We start from the raw sequence: 20081 nt of genomic DNA, 5'->3' as shown, positions 1-20081 counted from the left end.
CCCCGACAATTTGCGAATTGGGGGCCGGAGCCATGCCGAAAAGAACCGATATCAAGTCGATCATGATCATCGGAGCCGGGCCCATCGTCATCGGTCAGGCCTGCGAATTCGACTATTCCGGCGCCCAGGCCTGCAAGGCTTTGCGCGAGGAAGGCTACCGGGTCATCCTGGTCAACTCCAACCCCGCCACGATCATGACCGACCCCGGCATGGCGGATGCCACCTATATCGAGCCGATCACCCCCGAAATCGTCGCCAAGATCATCGAAAAGGAACGCCCCGACGCGCTTTTGCCGACGATGGGCGGGCAGACCGGCCTCAACACCTCGCTGGCGCTGGCCGATATGGGGGTTCTTGAAAAATTCAACGTCGAGCTGATCGGCGCCAACCGCCGCGCCATCGAGATGGCCGAGGACCGCAAGCTTTTCCGCGAGGCGATGGACCGGATCGGGCTGGAAAACCCCAAGGCGACCATCGTTTCGGCGCCGAAGAAAGAGAACGGCAAATACGACATCAACGCGGGCGTCGCGCAGGCGATGGCCGACCTTGACCATATCGGCCTTCCCGCGATCATCCGCCCCGCCTTCACGCTGGGCGGCACCGGCGGCGGCGTCGCCTATAACCGCGACGATTATGAGGCGATCTGCCGCTCCGGCCTCGACGCCTCGCCCGTGGCGCAGATCCTTGTCGATGAATCCCTTCTCGGCTGGAAGGAGTATGAGATGGAGGTCGTCCGCGACAAGGCGGACAACGCGATCATCGTCTGCTCCATCGAAAACGTCGATCCGATGGGCGTCCATACCGGCGATTCGATCACCGTCGCGCCCGCGCTGACGCTGACCGACAAGGAATATCAGATCATGCGCAACGGCTCGATCGCCGTCCTGCGCGAGATCGGGGTGGAAACCGGCGGGTCGAACGTTCAATGGGCGATCAACCCCAAAGACGGCCGCATGGTCGTGATCGAGATGAACCCGCGGGTGTCGCGGTCTTCCGCGCTGGCCTCGAAGGCCACCGGCTTCCCCATCGCCAAGATCGCCGCGAAGCTGGCCGTGGGCTACACGCTTGACGAGCTGGACAACGACATCACCAAGGTGACCCCGGCGAGCTTTGAGCCGACCATCGACTATGTCGTCACCAAGATCCCCCGCTTCGCCTTCGAGAAGTTCCCCGGATCGAAGCCGGAACTGACCACCGCGATGAAATCGGTGGGTGAGGCGATGGCCATCGGCCGCACCTTCCACGAATCGGTGCAGAAGGCGCTGGCCAGCATGGAAACCGGCCTGACCGGCTTTGATGAGATCGCCATCGAGGGCGCGCCGGAAAAGGCCGCCGTCGTCAAGGCCATCTCGCGCCAGACGCCCGACCGGCTACGCCTCATCGCGCAGGCCATGCGCCACGGCCTGACGGATGAGGAGATACAGCACACCACCGCCTTCGACCCGTGGTTCCTTGCCCGTATCCGCGAAATCGTGGAGGTGGAGAACGACATCCGCAAGACCGGCCTGCCGGTGACCGAGGACGGGTTGCGCCGCCTCAAGATGATGGGCTTTTCTGACGCGCGGCTCGCCAACCTGACCGGCCGGGACGAAGATCAGGTCCGCCGCGCCCGCAGCCGCCTTGGAGTCACCGCCGTCTTCAAGCGCATCGACACCTGCGGCGCGGAGTTCGAGGCCCAGACGCCCTACATGTATTCCACCTATGAGGTCCCCGCGATGGGCGACGTGGAATGCGAGGCGCGGCCGACGAATGCGAAAAAGGTCGTCATCCTCGGCGGCGGTCCGAACCGGATCGGCCAGGGGATCGAGTTCGACTATTGCTGCTGCCACGCCTGCTTCGCGCTGACCGATGCGGGCTATGAAACCATCATGATCAACTGCAACCCGGAAACGGTCAGCACCGATTACGACACCTCCGACCGGCTTTACTTCGAACCGCTGACGCTGGAACACGTCCTCGAGATCCTGCGGGTGGAACAGTCGAACGGCACCCTTCACGGCGTCATCGTCCAGTTCGGTGGCCAGACGCCGCTGAAACTCGCTAACGCGCTTGAGACCGAGGGCATCCCGATCCTTGGCACCACGCCCGACGCCATCGACCTTGCGGAAGACCGGGAGAGGTTCCAGAAGCTCCTGCAAGACCTCGACCTCAAGCAGCCGGTCAACGGCATCGCCTCGTCCGACGATCAGGCCATCGCGATTGCCGAAAAGGTCGGCTTCCCGCTGGTGATCCGCCCCTCCTACGTCCTTGGTGGCCGCGCGATGGAGATCGTGCGCGACATGGACCAGCTCAGGCGCTACATCACCACCGCCGTCGATGTCTCCGGCAAGAACCCGGTGCTTCTGGACAGCTACCTGTCGGGCGCGATCGAGGTCGATGTCGATGCGCTGTCGGACGGCGAAACCGTCCATGTCGCGGGTATCATGGAGCATATCGAAGAGGCGGGCGTGCATTCGGGCGACAGTGCCTGCTGCCTGCCGCCCCATTCGCTGACGGCGGAGACGGTGGAGGAGTTGAAGCGGCAAACGGTCGCCATGGCCCTCGCGCTGAAGGTCAAGGGCCTGATGAACGTCCAGTTCGCGATCAAGGACGGCGTGATCTATGTGCTTGAGGTGAACCCCCGCGCGTCCCGCACCGTGCCGTTCGTCGCCAAGGCCACCGACAGTGCCATCGCCTCCATCGCCTCGCGCCTCATGGCGGGGGAGCCGATGGCGACCTTCCCGATGCGCGCGCCCTACCCCGCAGGCGTCGGCCCCGATACCGACCTGCCCTTCGCCGATCCGATGACGCTCGCCAACCCGATCACGCCGTGGTTCTCGGTCAAGGAGGCCGTGCTGCCCTTCGCCCGCTTCCCCGGCGTCGATACGATCCTCGGGCCGGAGATGCGGTCCACGGGTGAGGTCATGGGCTGGGACCGCAGCTTCGCGCTGGCCTTCCTGAAGGCAGAGCTTGGCGCCGGCACCACCCTGCCGGAAGCGGGCCGCGTCTTCATCTCGATCAAGGACATGGACAAGACCGATGCGATGGCGGCCGCCGCCAAGGACCTCGTCACGCTCGGCTTCCAGATCGTCGCGACGCGCGGCACCGCCGCCTTCCTCGCCGAACACGGGGTGGAGGCGGAGACGACGAACAAGGTCTATGAGGGGCGGCAAGAGGGCAAGCTGCACATCGTCGACCGCCTGAAGAACGGGGAGATCGCGCTTCTGTTCAACTCCACCGAGGGCAGCCAGGCCATCGAGGACAGCCGCAGCATCCGCGCCGTCGCGCTTTACGACAAGATCCCGTATTTCACCACGGCTGCGGGGGCGATTGCGGCGGTCCAGGCGATGAAGGCACGCGGCGAGGGGATCGGGGTCAGGACGTTGCAGGGGTGAGACGCGCCCGGACGACCTTCCAGTGGAAGGTCGTCAGCGTCGAACGCACGATCCGCAAGGATCGGGCCGGGAGAGCAGCCCGCCCTACCCCTCGTTCCCAACAGGCATATGCCCAACACAGGGCAGCGCCCGGCCCGAGGGGTGGGCGAGAAGCGCCCGCCCATGGGGGATGAGGGGCGAACAGAAACCGTCCGGTGGACGGTTTCCGCCCCGAATGCCCGGAGCGAACGCGGAGGGCCGGGAGGTCGGGCGCTGCCCGGTCCAAGGGGACCGGGCGGGTTCGGGTCTCGGGCGGCCCGTCTCTTCAAGGGACACCATCGCCCAGATCAGCCCCCCTCTGTAGCTACAAAACCCCGACGCCCTCCCTACACCGCCCCGCCGCCCGAACGCGCAGGCCTCAGACCGCCTCATCCTCCAGATGCAGCTTCATGTCGATCAGCACCTTCTGGATCGCCAGCGTCTCGGTCAGAAGCCGCTTGGCCTCGTTGATGGAGATCTTGCCGTCCTCGATCGACTGGTTGTATTCGGCCATCAGCATCGCGAACCGCTGCGACAGCGCCACCACGTCCGAGTTCACGCCCCCCGCCCCGGCATTGCTGCGGGTCCCGTCATGGGACAGCGTGATCCCGCGAATATCGGCCAGCGCGGCGGTCACATGCGGGAAGCGCGCGGCGGTTTCCAGCGCCGCCACGACGTCGATCGGCATGAAGCGTTCGGCATGGTCCGGGTCGTCGGAATAATACCGCCCCAGCGTCGCCTTCGACTTTCCGCAAAGCGCCGCCGCGGCCTCGATCCCGACATCCTTCACCAACGCCTCGCTGTGCTTTTTCAGATAGCTGGACAGTTGTTTTTGCATATTCCGAACCTACCCTTACCGCTCCGACGTGGGAAAACGCGCCTGACCTTCCCCTTAGTTTGCTGCGCGGCATTTGTCATTTTTTAATCGCCCCGCCGCACCTGGGGCGCGTTATGAGTTGCCGGCGTCCTGAACCGGAGAAGGGTGGGGTTGTCGTGCGTCTGCCGCCTGGGAACGGCAGAGCCGGGCCTTCCGGCAGCCGCACGGCATCCCTCACCATGCCGCCCCGGATTTGCCCTTGCGGCACGGCGGGCTTGCTGTATGCCGTGGCCATGGCCAAGCTTTACTTCCACTATTCGACGATGAACGCGGGCAAGTCGACGCTGCTTCTGCAAGCCTCGCACAACTACCGCGAACGGGGCATGTCGACCTATCTGCTGACCGCGAAACTTGATGATCGCAGCGGTCGCGGCCGGATCGCAAGCCGTATCGGCATCGCCCAGGACGCGGACCTTTTCGACGTCGGAACCGACCTTTTCGCCTGCCTCAAGGCGCGGCAAGCGGCCGGCCCGGTCGATTGCGTCTTTCTCGATGAGGCGCAATTCCTGTCGCGCGATCAGGTCTGGCAACTGGCCCGCGCGGTCGATGACCTTGGTCTGCCCGTCATGTGCTACGGGCTGCGGGTGGACTTCCGGGGCGAGCTGTTCCCCGGCTCTGCCGCCCTTCTGGCGCTGGCCGACGAGATGCGCGAGGTGCGCACCATCTGTCATTGCGGAAAGAAGGCGACGATGGTCGTGCGCCGCGGCCCGGACGGCAAGGCGCTCCGGGACGGTGCGCAGGTGCAGATCGGCGGGAACGAGACCTATGTCTCGCTCTGCCGCCGCCATTGGCGCGAGGAGATCGGGGATCGTGATCCGGCAGACGAGGCCTCTAGCATTTCGGGTTTGCACTGAATCAGAATTTGAACTTATTTCGTTCGAATTCTGATGCTTGGTTTCCAACGCAAACCCGAAACGCTTCAGAACAGCCGCCCGCCCAGCGGCACCCCGTGGCCCGGCCCGATCAGGACCACCTCACCCTCTTCATCCGGGACGCCCAGGACCAGCACCTCGGACTTCACCGGCCCGATCTGGCGCGGGGGGAAGTTGACGACGGCAAGGACCTGCCGCCCCACCAGGTCCTCAAGCGTGTAGTGCCTGGTGATCTGGGCAGAGGATTTCTTCTCCCCGATCTCACCGCCGAAATCGACCCAGAGCTTGAAGGCGGGTTTGCGTGCCTCGGGGAAAGGTTCCGCCTTTGTGATACGGCCAACGCGGATGTCCACCTTCAGGAAATCGTCGAAGCTGATCGTCATTGGCCAAGTTCCTTTCCGCGTTCGGCCGCCGCATGGACGGCCCTTTTCAACAGCGCCGGGAAGCCCTGCCCTTCATCCATCAGCACCGCCAGCGCGGCGGCCGTCGTGCCGCCGGGCGAGGTCACGTTGACGCGCAACTGGCCGGGATCCTCATCGGCCTCTTCGGCCAGCGCACCGGCCCCCGCGACAGTCGCCTTGGCAAGCGTCATCGCCAGATCGGCAGGCAGCCCCTCGGCCGCCCCCGCCGCTGCCAACGTCTCGATCAGGTGGAAGACATAGGCGGGGCCGGAACCGGACACCGCCGTCACCGCGTCCATCTGATGTTCGCCGTCCAGCCTGACGACCTGCCCCACCGCCGACAACAGCGCCTCGGACAGCGCCAGATGCGCCTCGCTCGCCTGCCCGTTGCCGCAGATGGCGGTGATACCCCGGCCGATGGCGGCAGGCGTGTTCGGCATCGCCCGCACGATCGGCGTCTTCGCGCCCAGCGTGGCCTCATAATAGGCGATGCGGGTCCCGGCGGCGACCGACAGGAACAGCGTCCGACCGTTGCCAAGCATCTTCAGACGCGGCAGTGCCTCGGCCATCATCTGCGGCTTGACCGCGACGAGGACGATGGCGGGATCGTCGGGCAGGCCCGCGTTCAGATGAACGCCCTGCCCCTTCAGCCAGTCGGAGGGGTTCGGATCGACCACGAAGACGCTGCCCGCCGGCAAGCCGCCCTTCAGCCAGCCCGCCAGCATGGCAGACCCCATCTTGCCGCAGCCAAGAAGCACAAGGCCCCTGTCGCGCACCGTCGTCATATCCATGGCGCACCTCCCTTTCGGCAGGGAAGATGCGTGATCATCGCGGGAAGGAAAACCCCAAAACCGCCCGGTTCAGGCGCGACCGAAGGCCTGCCCCATCGCCATCTCAAGCGCCCGTTCGGGGCTGTCATTACCCCAGCAGACAAGCTGGAAGGCGGGGTAGAAGCGTTCGGCGGAGGTCACGGCCTCGGTGATCATGCGGTCGATCTGTTCGGCCCCGGCGATCTGCCCCCCGGCAAGCGACAGGCCATAGCGCCAGACCATCATCCGCTGTTCGCGCCAATAGGTGAACGCGCCGCTCCAGACCATGTCATTGGTGCGGTTCAGCGTGTCGTAAAGGGCAGGCACGCGCTCCTCCGGCGGGTCCATCTCGAACGTGCAGATCAGGCGCAACGTCTCGTCATAGGGCGACCAGGCAAGCGTGATCGAATAGGTCCGCCACTGCCCTTCGACCGCCATCGCGATCTGGTCGTCCGTCACCCGGTCAAAATCCCAGTCGTGATGCGCGGCAAGCGTTTCGACAATGTCGATCGGGTGCAGGTCGTCGGTGTGAAGATAGCTCTCAGATACTGACATGCCCGGCCTCTGCTTATCTTGCCCCCGGCGGGTCATGACCCACAAGAGGCAGGGAACGCTTACAAGGATCGGCGTCTGCCCGACGCCGCCCTTACAAGATATGGTGCAGGCCACCAGGGTCTCTGTAAAGCAATATTTTGTGGATAAGCGCCGCCTGTGTGGCGTGACAGCAAAACTTGCAGTGTGTGACAAAGATACTTGCAACATCCGATTTTCAGAGGTTGGTCACCAGTAGCTCTGCCGCTGCTGTCGGCTTCTCCCCGATCGAATAGGTCGTCGTCAATGCCTCGATCTCAAAGGCGGCGAACACCTCCCGCACCTCTGGCAGGTCGTTGATCGACAGGATGAACCGGCCCTTCAGTTGTGCCAGCCGAGTCGCCAGCCGCGTGAAGTCGGCCCGACTGAAGAGCGCCTTGCCGTAGTCCCCCTCGCAGCCCCAGTAGGGCGGATCGAGGTAGAAGAGCGTCCCCTCGCCGTCGTACCGATCGAGGAACCGCTCGAAGTCCAGGCACTCGATCACGACGCCCGCAAGGCGGCTGTGCAGGTCTTCCAGCATTGGCTCCAGCGTGCTGAGGTTGAACCGGCCGGGCCTCGTCTTATCGACGCCGAAGTTGCGGCCGGAGACCTTGCCACCGAAGGCGGTGCGCTGGAGGTAGAGAAACCGGCCCGCCCGCTCCAGATCGGTCAGCGTCTCGGGGTTGGTGGCCACCAGCCGCTCGAATTCCGCGCGGGTGGTGAGCTGGAACCGCAGCGTCTCGATGAATTGGGGGTAGTGGCGCTGCAGGATGCGGAAGAGGTTGGCGACGTCGCGGCCGTAGTCGTTGATCACCTCAGCTCGCGGACGTCGTGTCCGCCGCAGGAAGATGCCTCCCATGCCCACGAAGGGCTCGGCATAGGTGGCGTGATCGATCGCATCGATCCGGGCCACGATGCGCTTGGCGAGGTTGCGTTTTCCGCCGAGCCATGGGGCCACCGGAGCGACGGGTTCCACGGCCGTTAAAGAGGGCATTGAAGGGTGTATTGAATGGGGGCTTTTCCCGGACATGCGAATCGTGCCTTAAAGCGCGTCCCTGAGCTCAGGGGGGAGCGACCATAAGCTTCAGCTGGTCGGCGGGGGTGTTAACGCTGCCCCGTGTCAGAGGGCGTTGGCGCGCCCTCTGGCCTCCCGGCTGACGCCGGAAGGCCGAGCTTCAGGGGTCAGGCTACCCGGCCGAGAGGACCGGCCGCACCGCCGTCGCATAGTCGGGCTTCCGGTTCCCGTTCTGGCCGATCAGGCTGACATTGTTCAGCCGGATTGACGGGGCCACGTTGTCCTCGACCGTGTTGCCCTGGCCGGAGATGTTCAGGACCGGGTGGACGGCCGGATTAACGGGGTTGCCAGAGTTCGGGAACATGCTGACATCGGGCCGGATGTTGGTCGGGCCATCGGTGTAGTAGATCTTGTTTCGCCGGAAGGACGAGTTCCGGGTCGCGTTCCAGTTCGCGCCCCAGCCAGCGGCGACCCACGCCTCGTTATCCTCGATCACCATGTCCTCGTGGGGACCATTGTGACCATTGAAGCCCTGGGCGGCGGCCCGGAACGGGTGCATGGGGTCGGCCTGCCAGTCCACGCTGCGGTTCCTACGGTAGATGGTCCGAAGGACAACGCGACCTGTTCCCTTGGAGCCAACGTATTTTCCGGCCGCATCGAACATCGGCCAGGTTTGACCAGTGTCTTTATGGTCCTCGCTGATATACAGAAAGTTCCAGGCGTCGTTATCCTCGATGACGGCATCATGGGCGGTCCAGTTGAGAGCGTCGCAGGTCATGCCCTCGGTCTTGTTGTGACGCGCGATGGCGCGATGGCCGTCGAGGTTGATGGCCTTCCACACCGCAGCGACATGAACGCCCAAGGCCGCGCTGTCAGCGCCGCTCAGCCGCATCCCCATCCATTCCGCCGACGCGATCTGGTCACGGTCGAAGAGCAGGTAGTCGAGACCGTCACGGCGCGACATGATCCGGCCGCCGGACCAGATGATGCCGGGGCTGGCCGCATCGGCCACCACGATCATCGGGTGCATGTTGCCAGACATCAACGGGCGGCTGTCGGCGTCCGGGCAGGCGTTCACGTCCCTAAAGACGATCGACGGCGTTCCGGTGATCCGCACCCGCTTGAAAGTGACGGTATCCGGGTCCGCCACGATCATCGTCTCCGGCCCGGCGCCCAGGCCGGAGAGGTTCAGCGCCGGGTAGTCGCCGGGCGCCATGATGATGTCACGACCCCGGCTGCTCTTGATGCCGTCGATCACGTCCTGAACGGAGGTCGCCCTGCCGGGGATCGGCGTCGGCGAGGGAACAGGATCGGGGTCAGGCGTCGGATCAGGATCGACCGGCTCAGGCTGTGGTTCGGGTTCCGGCTCAGGCTCGGGTTCAGGCTCCACCGGCGGATCGACCGGCTCCGGCTCCGGCGTGGGCGCGTTGGCATCGAGGTCGGCGATGCTCTTCGCGCGCATGGTGACGAGGAAATCGCCGGTCTTGACCTCTTCGATGGCGGCGACCGAAGTCAGGAACAAGATCCCGTGGACCTTGTCATAGACGGTGGAGCGCAGGCCATCGGCGGGCTCAACGTCGGGGGCGTATTCGTAGCGAGGATTGATCGGATCGAGGGTCATGTCAGGATCTCCTTCAGACAATGCCGCTGGCCGTCAGGATCAGCGGGTCGGGCATGGGTTCGATGGGAAGGCCGTCGAGCTTGTAGAAGCCGAGATCGACGAGCGGGTAGTTGAGGTCGTAGCGATCGGCGCTGTCGTCCACCGCCTTGATGATGCCGGTCGCGCCACCCCGGCCGAAGGCAAAGACCTGCCCGTCGGCGAAGAGGCCGGTATTCGGGGCGATCCGCACCCGGCCGTTGACGATGTTCGCGCTTTCGGCCGGTTCCGCCGCACCCCAGGTGTTGCCGATCTCCCAAGCGAAGACCTCGGTGCGGTGCGGATAGGTCGCCGGGATCGCCGCCAGACCGCGCTCGCGCCGCGCCGTCGTGACATCGCCCTGCGCGCTCCAGAACTCCGCGTAGGAGCCGTCGGAGGCGAAGAAGGACTGGTCGAAGCGGAGCGCGAAATCCGGCAGCAGGCCGAGACCCTGCAGCGTCTCGATGGCGATGTAGCGCCCCATGGTCGGCAGGCCGTCCACATGGTCCGACGGGTGGACCCCGTCGCCCTTGGCGCAGTAATGCGCCAGCGGCTGGATGCCGACGAAGGGATGGATCGCGCCTTGGGCGCCGACCGAGGCAACCATGATCCGGTACTCGGCGCGGATCTTCTCGTAGTTCTCCATCGTGAACTGGTGATAGGAGCCATTGACCGGATTGGGGTTGGTCGTGTGGGTGGCGTTGTCCATGTCCTCCTCCGGTCCACGCGATCCGGGGCCGCAGAGGAGGTACCGGGTCCGCGTGAACGGCCCGTGCGCCTCGGCCATGGTGTGATCGACCGAGCGCTGGCCGAGGTTCACCGGCACGGTCACCGGGCTGCCATCGAGGTATTTTCCGGTCAGCATCGGCTCGATGTTGTCGCCGAAGTTGGCGCCGAGCGCCTGGTCGCTCGCCTGCCAGTACATCGTGATCGCGCCGGGTTCGGACCCGTGCGGGCAGAGATAGTCGGCAAAGGCGGTGTAATGGGCGAACTGGCGCACCGTCGAGGCGTCGTTCAGGAGTTGCGACAGGCTCGTGCCGGACTTCGTCGCGGCCCCCAGAGCGAAGCGGCGCCCCGGATATTCCGAGATCAGGCTGTTGGCCATCGCCGCGACGCCCGCCGTCGGCCGGTTGCCGGAGTTGATATAGGCGGCGGGGTTGATCGTCCCGTCATCGTGGGAGGCGAACTGGACGCACTTCTCGGCCGAGGAGGTATAGGTGCCGACGACCGTGTTGGCCCAGAGCGAGTTGTCGATGACCGTATTGTCGGTCGTGCGGCGGTTGTCGGTCCACTCGGTCCCGGCCGGGATGTTATTCGGGTAGATGATCCCCTCGCTCCCGGCATTCGACGGCGTGATCGCATTGCCCCGGAAGGTCGGCGGCGTCACGTTGACCCCGCTCTGCAGGCTGGCTGCGTAGGACTGGACCGAGGCGTCGCGGATCAGGACGTTCTCCTCGACCAGAACCTTGTCGATCTTGTTCTGGCTCGAGACATAGGCCGGGTCGCGGTCCATGCGGAAAAGGACGTTGTTGATGCCGGTCAGCGTGTTTCCGGCCGCTCGGGCGCTGTCGGCCTTGATGAGGTTGCGCCCGATGATGAGGCCGCCATCGACGCCGTGCTGGGGGTTGAAGAAGTCCGAATGCGGGTTCCAGCTCTGCCAGTACGTATTGTCGGTCTGGGTGCTCGGGGGCTGGTTGCCGGTGTTGCCGCTGGACTTCGAGCGGAAGTAGTTGCCATTGAAGAGGGTGAAGTCGCCTGCCGCAAAGGTCGTGCCCGCCAGCCACGCTGTCGGGGTGCCGGGGACGTTCCAGGTCCACTCGATCAGGTTTTCGAGATAGGCCCCCTTGCCGACCTTGAAGACATCCCCGCTCGAGCCCGAAAGCTTGTTGCGGCAGAAGAGCCCCATATCCGGCAGCACCATGCCGGTACCGGAGCCGCTCACCTCCTCCTTCAGAAACGCGGTGAAGCCCAGGCCACCAGGCAGCGCGACAAGCTCGCAGTCGCGGATGAGCTTGAAGCCGCCGCCGTTCATGAACTGCAAGCTGAAGGCGATGCTGAAATCGCTGACGACCTCGATCTTGCTGCGCCGCATGACGAAGCGCGGATCGCTGACCTCGAACTGGACGTCCGGGCAGTACCAGTTGTCGAACGGCGCGCCGTCATAGGTGGACGGGTTCACCGAGACCGTCTTTCCTGACAGCGTGATCCCGGTCGGCAGGGCATCCACGCCGATGGTGAAAGGCTGCTGGCTGGTCGGTTTCACCCGGCCGACGCGGTAGGGCGCGGCGAGCTGCTGCACCGCCTCGCGCACGTCGATGATCGCCTCGGGGACCGTGTTCTGGCTGAAGTAGGGATCGCGGAAGCGGTAGCGTTCGGACTGCGCGATGTCGATCGCGGTATGGCCGATGCAGAAGGTCTTGGTCCCGGTCGCGGTTGTGCCAGGCGCAAGCTTCAGACGAACCTCGGCGTTGAACCGGCTGTTGCTGATCGAGGTGAACGCGAGCGTCCCGGACCAATCCCCCACGCCATCGGCCGTCGCCACGTCCTGCCACGCGGTCGTCGAGATCCCGAAATCGTCCAGGCTGACGGCGCGGGCCTGTACGACTTCTCCCGGCCCGGCGGTGCCGCTGAGCGGGATCTGCGCCTCGGGATCGCCGACGGCGGTGCCGAGGTCGAACACGACCTCATCACGGACGAACGGATCGATCGAGATCGTGCCGCCGGTGGCCGGGGCGCGCACCTCGCGGCTGAAGCTCTGCGTCGCGTCGGGGCCGAAGGCGTTCGAGGCCACGACCGTGACGCTGGCCGCCGCCAGCACGTTGGTATCGTCGATCGTCAGTGTCGAGCCGGTGATCGACACGCCGGTCACGGCGGATTGCAGGGCATAGGAGAGGCCGGAGCCTGCGAAATACGCCCCCAAAGACAGCGTCAGCGCCCCCGCGCCCTGCGTCACGACCTGGTCGGCGATCGACCCGGCCGCGCTCGGCGGCACACCGGCCGGAAGCGGCACCGTCCGCGTCGCGGCGGGGCTGGCACCGACGATGATCTGGCCCGCTGTCGGGTGCTGATAGGTCACGGTCATGTCGCGTCTCCCCCGAGTTTCCAGGCATCGGCATTCGCGGCGGCCGCGTTGCCCGCGATGGTCTTGAGCGGCGTGGTGACGGGTTCGACGCCCGTCGGCGCGGCGGTGTCCTTCCAGACCTTAAGATGTTCGATGACGAGGCTCGCAGGGGTTCCAAGCGCCGTGGAGTTGGCGCAAAGGAAGGAGAACTGGCGGTTGGTCTGGAAGGTCTGCGGTACGCTGGTGAAGGATCGGTCATCGACCAGGGACCCGTCGATGAAGGTCCGCATGTAGCCAGCGGCCAGATCAATCGATAGCAGCCAATCCACCATCGTCGCGGCGGGAATGACACCGGCGACGGACTGCGCGTTGTTGAGCAGCGTCGCACCGGCATTGTCCTTCAGGGTGCTTCTGACCGAGCCGTCCGGCATGATTTCCTGACGCACCTGGAGCCCGCTGATCGAGAAGATCGTCTCCCCGCCGGACGGATAGGCCGGATACAGCAGGCGGCCCTTGAAGGTGACCTGTCCGTTATTCGTGCCGGTGTTGGTGCCGTAGAAGTAGGTCCCGTGCGTCGTGAAGCTCGGGGTTCCACCGGCGGCGGCGATATGGGGGCGCGGGAAGAGCATCACTGCATCGCCTCGACATTCAGCTCCGAGGTCGAGTTCGTCACGGTGATCCGACAGACGAACTTGTCGCCATTGGTCGTGGTGAAGGCGTCCCCGGTGACCTTGGTATAGGCGCTCGTGGTGATCGCCCCGGCCGTCGCGCCATTCACGACCTCAACGATGAAGGCTCCGGGGTTCGCCGGGACACCGAGCGTGAAGGCCGCATTGTTGGTGATATGCGACAGGTTCCCGTTCGCCGCCGCCGGGGTGTAGGTCGAGGCCGCCGCCGGGGTGCCGCCGTTATAGGAGGCATAGATGGTTTTCGGGTTCACGAGGCGACCGGAGCCGTCCAGTGTGACCAGCGCCAGCGCGGCGATGATCTGCGTCCAGGTGGAGATCACCGGCGCGTCGCTGTTGGCGCTGTCGAACTGGAAGACCGTGTCGGCCAGCAGCGGCGTCCCCTTGGCCGAGATCGCCCCGCCATCGGTGTCATCGATGGCCTTGCGCCAGTCCGTCACGGTCGCTGCGCCGGTCGAGAAGTAGAGGTCGTAGCTGTTGTTGTCGATGTAGAAGAGGCCCGCCGCCGACGGGGCGGAGCTCGGCGCGCCGGAGCCGACCTCAGGCGCCACGCCCCCGCCCGCGCCCGCGACCGCCGCCATCACGAAGGCGGTCGTGGCGAGCCGGGTGCTGTTGTTCCCAGCGGTCTGGGTCGGCGCGGTCGGGTTGCCGGTCAGCGCGGGGCTTGCCAGCGGTGCCTTCAGCGCCAGCGCGTTGGTCACGGTGGCGGCGAAGTTCGGATCGTCGCCGAGGGCGGCGGCCAGCTCGTTCAGCGTGTCGAGCGCGCCGGGGGCCGAGGCGATCAGGTTGGCGATCGCGGCGGCGACGAAGGCGGTGGTGGCGATCTGCGTCGTGTTGACCCCGGCGGCGGCCGTGGGCGCCGTCGGCGTCCCGGTCAGCGCGGGGCTCGCCAGCGCGGCCTTCGCGGCGATCTGGGCGATCAGGTCATCGAGGGTGCCGTCATACTCGGCGGCGGTGACGGGCGATCCCTTGACGAGGCGCTTCGTGATGGTCATTCGAACACTCCTGCTTCAAAGACGCTGGCGTCGAAGACCTGCGTCGTGGTGCCGCCCGCGACCGGGCTTCCAGCGGTGAGGGTGAGGCTGTCGTCGCCAAGCGCGATCACGACAGCGGTGGCAGTTCTGCCGGTCTCCGGGTCGATGCCCGAGACGCGGAACTGGTCGACAAGATCGAGGGTGAAGCTCATGGCGTCGGACCCTTCGTGACCTTGATGCGGAAGGTCTTCGATTTCCGAACCTGCCCCGCCCCGCCATCGAACTTCACGTCGGCCTCGAGCGTCGCGGCAGGCCATGTCGCGGTCTCGGCCGCGCTCGCGGTCAGGCGGCCTTGCCCGGCGGCCGCGTTCACCTTCGCGGTGGTCAGGTCGCCCGAGAAATCGCGCATTGCCACCTTCGATGTGATCGTGTCGCCACTGATATCGACGGGGACGCCTGCCGCGTCGCGCCGGGTGAAGTCGATCACCAGGTCTTCGCCCTGCTTGATCTCAAACTGCATCGGAGCCTCCTTTCCGGCTGCGCGCGATGGCACCGGCGATGATGAAGAGCATGTGAGCGCCGAGCGCGGGCCAGACGCCGTAGGCGACGGCCACCCCCACCGTCGCCACATGCGCGGTATCCTCGACCCCGTCGCCGACCGATCCGCCCCAGAGGACCGCCTGCGGCAGTTCGACGATGACCAGGTAAAGGACGATCAGCGGCAGGATCGCGACCGGCCCCCAGAGCGCGGCCGGGATCCCGCCGATGATGTATCCGTGGCCGAGCTGGTTGAGCACATAGCCCCGCGCGTCGCCCTTGAACGCGGAAGGCGAGGTCCAGAGCTTCAGGAGCCAGTCGATGGGGTTGGACATGGTCAGGTCTCCTATGGCTGCGGCGTTACGATCGAGGCGAGAAGCGAAAGGGCCTGCGCGACATACTGGTCGATGGTGGCGAGGTCGGCGGCCTGTTCGACCGCATAGACATGCAGCAGGCGGACGTTCTCGATCGCCGCCGCGACGAGGCGCCACTGGTTCGCCATCGCCAACCAGGTTTGCGCGAGATCGAGCGGCGTGAGCGCCGTCAGGCCGGCCCCGACCTCGGCCGCCATCAGCGGATAGTTCGAGAGATCGACCGGGGCCGGGCTTTCGGCCAGGTATGCGGCGGCCTCCTGCTCCTTTGCCTGGTAGAGCATCTGCTGGCCCGGAATGTCCGTGATGAACTGGAGCCGGGTCTGGCCTGCCGCCTCGTTGATCCGCGCAATGGCCTCGCGCCGGTAGGCCGTCAGATCGGCGAGGACCAGTGCGCCGCCCTCGACCACCCATCCGTCGAGGGTTTCGAGCGCCTGATCCGCCACCTCGATCCAGTTGGCCTTGCCCTCGGTCAGGTCATCGCGGTCGCCCTTCGCCGTCCAGAGGATGCGGTAGCGATCGGGGTTCGTGCTCACCGGCGTGGGGTCATAGAAGACGATCATCTCAATCCTCCACGCTCATGCGATAGAACGCATACTGGATGGTCCGGGCCGTGCCGTCGGACGTGGTCACCTCCGGCCGGATGTCGGAGATGAAGCTGAGCGACCCGATGCCCGTGACGTCATGCACCGTCCCGGCGCTGTCGATCTTGACCGCCATGCCCAGCCCGCCGGACCCGGCGCTGTTGGAGATGACCCAAAGTCCCTTCTGGCTGCTGAAATCGGGGAAGATCGCCGCGCCGGTCGCGCCCGCGCCCTTCACGAAGGTCCCCGTCGCGGTCGGGGCGAAGGGGATGACGCCCGCCGGAACCACCTGCTTGGTGAACTGCTGGACCTTCACGATGCCGGGCGAAGGTTCCGTGATGCCGGTACCCTTGGCGCCGATGGTGATGACCAGCGACGGGCTGGTGTAGCCCGAGACGTCATAGGCGACGACATAGGTGGGCTGGGCCGCACCGCCCCCCAGCGTCGTGCCGAAGCTCTGATGCCAGCGCCCGCCACCCCCGGCACCATAGCCGGTGGCGTCCGTGCCGGGCGTCGTGCTCCAGTCGCCGTTTTCGCCTCCGCGCCAGACGGTCAGGCTCCCGATGCCGCCGCTGCCCAGGATCGAGTTCTGACCGTCCTTCGTGGCCGCCCCGTTCGCCGCCCCACCGTCCGCCGTCCATTCGATGCCGGTCGGCGCGCCTGCCTCATAGAGCTCGACCTTGGTCTGCCCGCCCACCGTGGTCGATCCGCCGCCGCCGCCCAGCAGCGTGAGCGTGATCGACTTCGTCGTCCCGGCCAGCGCGACCGTCTGGGAGGTCGTATAACTGGCTGCGGCGGGGGCCAGATCGGCCAGCAACCCGAAGGTCATGTTGACGGCCGCCACGCCTTGGTCATCGGAGGCCGAGATCGAGCGCGGGACGCCGCTGAGTGAGGTGGTGCCGAGCAGGAAGCCGAAGCCCACGCCACCGCCCGGCGCGACACGGCGGCCGACATAGAGGCCGGTGTTGACGTTGTCGGCCGCGTCATCCTTGCCGATCGAGAACCCGGCCCCGGCGGCATCGAGGCGCAGGTTGCCGTCGATCGTCATGTCGCCCGCGCGCACCGCCCCGGCGGCGAAGAGGCCCGCCACCAGCGTCGCATAGGCGACCTTCGATCCGTCCAGCGCACCGTCAGGAATATCCTCCGGGTCGATGATGCTGACCCAATCCGTCGCCGCAGCGCTCCAGCGGTAGAGCTTCTTCTCGGGGACCAGGTAGACCCATTCGTCATCGACGCGGCTGCCATCGTTCGGCGGCAGCGTGTTCACGAGCCTCGGGACGGAAATCCCGGCATCGGCGAACCAGCTGTCGATCTGGGTCCCGAAGTCCGTGGGCGCAATGTAGGTTCCGGGTGTCGTCGCCAAGGTCCAGGCGGTCCAGCTGACCGGGCGCGGCGCGATCAGGCGCGCGCGCGCCTCGTAGGCGGTGTCCGGGATGATCCCGGCCGAGATGACCAGGCTGCCGCTCGCGACCGACAGCGTGGCGCCGCTGACCACCTGGACGCCGCCCTGAAGGCGGAGCTCGTATTCCAGCGCAGAGACGTCATCGAGGTCTGTCCCGTCCCATGTCAGGATGATCGCCGGGCGGCGCGGATCGCCGTTGGTGTCATCGAGCGCGATCCCGGAGGCGGCGAAGCTCGGGACACCCTGCGGCGGCGTCAGCGACGTGCCGGGCGTCGGCGCCACCCACGGCACCTCGAGACTGGTGTCCCAATCGTAGTCGGCCGCATCGACCTCGCGGTAGCTGCCCGCCTGAAGCAGGCTGACGGGATCATGGACGATCTCGTCGACCTCGAAGGTCTTGCCCGAATAGCCGTTGCGATTGCTCGTCCAGGCGAAGACATCGAGCGGCTCGAGGATCGTGAAATCCGGCGGCAGGACATGCTGGTGACGGCGGAAGCGCCGCTCCTCGTTGATCCATGCCTGCATCAGCCGCTGCACCTGGTCGCCATAGGGGCAGGCAGGCAGCGAGACGGTGGCGATCAGACGGCGGCCGTCGGCGGTCTCGGCCGTCGCGTCGTAGCGCGGGGGCGCGTCGCGGTTCTCCCAGAGGGAGGCAGGATCGGGGAAGGTCGCGTGGACCCCATTGTGGGTCTGCGCAAGCGAGGGGAAGAGCGAGGCACTCTGCTCGTCGGTGATGATGATGTCGTCGTCGGTGATGACCTTCACCGGCGCGCCCGGCGGGCCGACAACGATCTTCATCACCCCGCCGACATCCGCCATGCGGCCGGTGCAGGTCTTCAGGAGCTCCTCGATCGCGTCGGCTGGCTCCTGATCGACGGTGATCTCCATCCCGGCCCGGAAGCGCGGCTCCGTGCCGCCTGCGGCCAGCGCGACCGGCTCGTCGCAGACATTCATCGCCGCGAACCATTCATCGGTCCGCAGATCGCCCTCATCCCAGCCGCCGCCCCAGACATCGCCGCCGGGGATCGGGATCCCACGCAGGATGTTGTAGATCATGACGGCCGGGTTGTCGGTCTGCTCCCAGGTAGATGGGTCAGACCAGTCATGGGTGCCACTGCCGCCCAGGCTCGGGTCCTTGCGCGGGTCGTAAAGCGCGATCCCGTCCACCTCGATGCGGACCGCCGGAAAGCCCTTGAAGAGGTTACGGTCGAAGCGGAACGTCAGGATCGCATAGGCAACGCCGGTCCCCACCATGTCGGCCGACCAGGGCCGCTCGGGATGGGCGCCGTATTTGGCAATGAGCATCGGATCGGCGACGGTCTGGGTGCCGTCATACCACTTCACCCAAGCCCGCCCTGCGGTGCCCTTCAGTTCGACCGGGGTGCCATAGTCTGGATCGGCCACACCGCCGATCACCGCTACCTCCCCATCGATGAAGAGCCGCGACAGCGTCACGCCCGGAACGTCCGACACGGCGATGACATAGGTCAGATAGGCGTTCGGGGTCTTGCCCACGTTGCCATGGGTCATCGGCGGGGCGACGAGCTGACCGCCGGTCGCGTAGCGGCCGAGGAGGAAGGACTGCGGATCGGTCCCGCCGGTCTGCGTCGCCTCGTTGGTCAGGCCGGGCAGCTTCGGCTTTGGCGCGAGGGCGCGGGCCAGCGCCGAGAAGGCCAGCGACAGCGTGACCCTGACGACGAACGCGCCGATCCAGGCGGAGGCGGCAGCGCCGAAGCCGATCGAGGAAGCAATACCGGCGATCGCGGTGACGACGGGAGGCATCAGACGACCTCCCCTGCAAACGGAACGTGGAAGGCCCGGAATGCCAGGATGCGCGACACGAACCGAAGACCGTCATCACCGGGTACCGCGACCACCGCGCCAGTCACGACGCCAAGGGCCGCGCCCTCCGGCGTCTCCACCACCATGATGTCACCCATCGCCGCACGGGCCGGATGCACCTCGGGAAGGTACCCTTCCGCATAGGCGATGTGATCGTCATGGCCATCCTGACGAAGGACCCTGATTGCGCCGCGCGGGGTGCTGTACCGCCCGCGCCAGCCCTCGGCCGGATCAACCCCGGTCATCGCCAGCACCGCGTCGGCCGCGAAGAGCGCGCAGTCGTGCTGCCCCCATTCAAACGGGCGTTGAAGGGCTTCTTCAATGCACTTTGAAAGCGCGCTGCGCCAATGCGGAAGACGGACGACAGGGGTCACAGCCCCCCCCTCCTAACGACGCCGCCATAGGGCAGCTGGACCGGGGTGGAGGGCGGCGACGGAACCCGCTGGGGACCGTTCTCGCCCCAAGCCACGGTCGCGGTACCGGAAATCTCGGCGTACCGGCGGAACCGATCGCCGCCGCGCAGCTGGTGGCTGCCATCGCCGCGCTTGAGCGACAGGGTGCGCGTCAGCGCCCGCGCGGCCGAGGCGATGCGCAGGTCGATCCCGCCTTCGTCGCCCACGGCCGGGGTGCGGATCTCGACCTCGTCCACCCAGCCGCGCAGCGCGAGCCAGGGCGACCCGACCATGGTGTTGGTGACCGGATCGAAGACGACGCCATGCACCTCGACCGGCGCCAGGCGCGCGTCATAGCCGCGCACAGCCTGCTCCACCTCGGGCGAGATCGCCGACAGGGTGATCGTGTGCATCCTGACCTGCAGGCCGGTGCCATAGGTGATCCGGTCAAGGCCCAGCAGGCTGCCAGCGGCGACGTAGTCGCGGATCGTGCCGCCGATATCAAAGCCCTGGTTGTCGCGGCCATTCCAGAGCCCAAGCGCCTCGCTCGCCCCGGTGCTGCGGTTGCGCGCCGTGATCCAGACCAGCGTGTTGACCCGGATCGCGCCGGGCCGGGCGGCGAGGAAAGCGGCGAGAGGTGCGGAAAGCGTTCTCATCAGG

The 20081-nt window shown here is 66.3% G+C and carries 18 protein-coding genes; 2 read left to right on the top strand and 16 right to left on the bottom strand.

Annotated features, from left to right (window positions below):
- Positions 1–32: 32 nt before the first annotated feature.
- Positions 33–3374, top strand: coding sequence for a carbamoyl-phosphate synthase large subunit (carB, locus tag LX70_RS13380; RefSeq protein WP_105515271.1), 3342 nt, complete (start codon positions 33–35; stop codon positions 3372–3374).
- Positions 3375–3771: 397 nt separating this feature from the next.
- Here carB and LX70_RS13375 read toward each other — a convergent pair whose 3' ends face one another.
- On the bottom strand, positions 3772–4230 hold the full coding sequence (locus tag LX70_RS13375) for a hypothetical protein (RefSeq protein WP_105515270.1): 459 nt from the start codon (positions 4228–4230) through the stop codon (positions 3772–3774).
- A 272-nt stretch (positions 4231–4502) separates the two neighbouring features.
- Between LX70_RS13375 and LX70_RS13370 the strand changes: the two genes are divergently transcribed.
- Complete coding sequence (locus LX70_RS13370) at positions 4503–5123, top strand: thymidine kinase (protein WP_105515331.1); 621 nt, start codon at positions 4503–4505, stop codon at positions 5121–5123.
- A gap of 65 nt (positions 5124–5188) precedes the next feature.
- On the opposite strand, the gene LX70_RS13365 is transcribed toward LX70_RS13370, so the two are convergent.
- The 15 genes from LX70_RS13365 to LX70_RS13290 all read right to left on the bottom strand — a co-directional run bounded on the left by LX70_RS13365 (position 5189) and on the right by LX70_RS13290 (position 20077).
- The gene (locus LX70_RS13365) at positions 5189–5524 is read right to left on the bottom strand and encodes a tRNA-binding protein (RefSeq protein ID WP_105515269.1); all 336 of its coding nucleotides are present in this window, start codon (positions 5522–5524) and stop codon (positions 5189–5191) included.
- The gene (gene proC, locus LX70_RS13360; RefSeq protein WP_105515268.1) at positions 5521–6333 is read right to left on the bottom strand and encodes a pyrroline-5-carboxylate reductase; all 813 of its coding nucleotides are present in this window, start codon (positions 6331–6333) and stop codon (positions 5521–5523) included. Before proC ends, LX70_RS13365 begins: the two co-directional genes overlap by 4 nt.
- Before the next feature lie 69 nt (positions 6334–6402).
- A complete protein-coding gene (locus tag LX70_RS13355) occupies positions 6403–6906 on the bottom strand; it encodes a type III secretion system chaperone family protein (RefSeq protein WP_105515267.1) in 504 nt (167 codons plus the stop codon).
- Between the two features lie 214 nt (positions 6907–7120).
- A complete protein-coding gene (locus tag LX70_RS13350; protein WP_105515266.1) occupies positions 7121–7915 on the bottom strand; it encodes a DNA adenine methylase in 795 nt (264 codons plus the stop codon).
- A 193-nt stretch (positions 7916–8108) separates the two neighbouring features.
- Positions 8109–9557 (bottom strand): hypothetical protein, encoded by a 1449-nt coding sequence (locus tag LX70_RS13345; RefSeq protein WP_105515265.1) that lies wholly within the window; start codon positions 9555–9557, stop codon positions 8109–8111.
- A 13-nt stretch (positions 9558–9570) separates the two neighbouring features.
- Entirely contained in the window at positions 9571–12654 is a 3084-nt protein-coding gene (locus LX70_RS13340; RefSeq protein WP_105515264.1) for a hypothetical protein, read from the bottom strand.
- Positions 12651–13262, bottom strand: a complete 612-nt coding sequence (locus tag LX70_RS13335) for a hypothetical protein (protein WP_105515263.1) — start codon at positions 13260–13262, stop codon at positions 12651–12653. Before LX70_RS13335 ends, LX70_RS13340 begins: the two co-directional genes overlap by 4 nt.
- Positions 13262–14314 (bottom strand): hypothetical protein, encoded by a 1053-nt coding sequence (locus LX70_RS20930; protein ID WP_105515262.1) that lies wholly within the window; start codon positions 14312–14314, stop codon positions 13262–13264. Before LX70_RS20930 ends, LX70_RS13335 begins: the two co-directional genes overlap by 1 nt.
- Positions 14311–14505 (bottom strand): hypothetical protein, encoded by a 195-nt coding sequence (locus LX70_RS13325; protein ID WP_105515261.1) that lies wholly within the window; start codon positions 14503–14505, stop codon positions 14311–14313. Before LX70_RS13325 ends, LX70_RS20930 begins: the two co-directional genes overlap by 4 nt.
- A complete protein-coding gene (locus tag LX70_RS13320; protein ID WP_105515260.1) occupies positions 14502–14813 on the bottom strand; it encodes a hypothetical protein in 312 nt (103 codons plus the stop codon). Before LX70_RS13320 ends, LX70_RS13325 begins: the two co-directional genes overlap by 4 nt.
- Complete coding sequence (locus tag LX70_RS13315; protein ID WP_105515259.1) at positions 14803–15165, bottom strand: hypothetical protein; 363 nt, start codon at positions 15163–15165, stop codon at positions 14803–14805. Before LX70_RS13315 ends, LX70_RS13320 begins: the two co-directional genes overlap by 11 nt.
- 11 nt (positions 15166–15176) lie before the next feature.
- Positions 15177–15764: a hypothetical protein gene (locus tag LX70_RS13310; RefSeq protein ID WP_146111609.1), complete on the bottom strand. Its 588-nt coding sequence runs from the start codon at positions 15762–15764 to the stop codon at positions 15177–15179.
- Between the two features lies 1 nt (position 15765).
- The gene (locus LX70_RS13300) at positions 15766–18969 is read right to left on the bottom strand and encodes a phage tail protein (protein ID WP_105515256.1); all 3204 of its coding nucleotides are present in this window, start codon (positions 18967–18969) and stop codon (positions 15766–15768) included.
- On the bottom strand, positions 18969–19403 hold the full coding sequence (locus LX70_RS13295) for a DUF6950 family protein (RefSeq protein ID WP_105515255.1): 435 nt from the start codon (positions 19401–19403) through the stop codon (positions 18969–18971). The genes LX70_RS13300 and LX70_RS13295 overlap by 1 nt, the downstream gene beginning before the upstream one ends.
- Positions 19400–20077 carry a hypothetical protein gene (locus LX70_RS13290; RefSeq protein ID WP_105515254.1) on the bottom strand — a complete coding sequence of 226 codons (678 nt, stop codon included), beginning with the start codon at positions 20075–20077 and terminating at the stop codon, positions 19400–19402. The genes LX70_RS13295 and LX70_RS13290 overlap by 4 nt, the downstream gene beginning before the upstream one ends.
- Positions 20078–20081 lie beyond the last annotated feature (4 nt).

It is taken from the genome of Albidovulum denitrificans (assembly GCF_002973535.1).
GTDB lineage: Bacteria > Pseudomonadota > Alphaproteobacteria > Rhodobacterales > Rhodobacteraceae > Albidovulum > Albidovulum denitrificans.
This window is presented reverse-complemented; position numbering and strand designations above follow the sequence as displayed.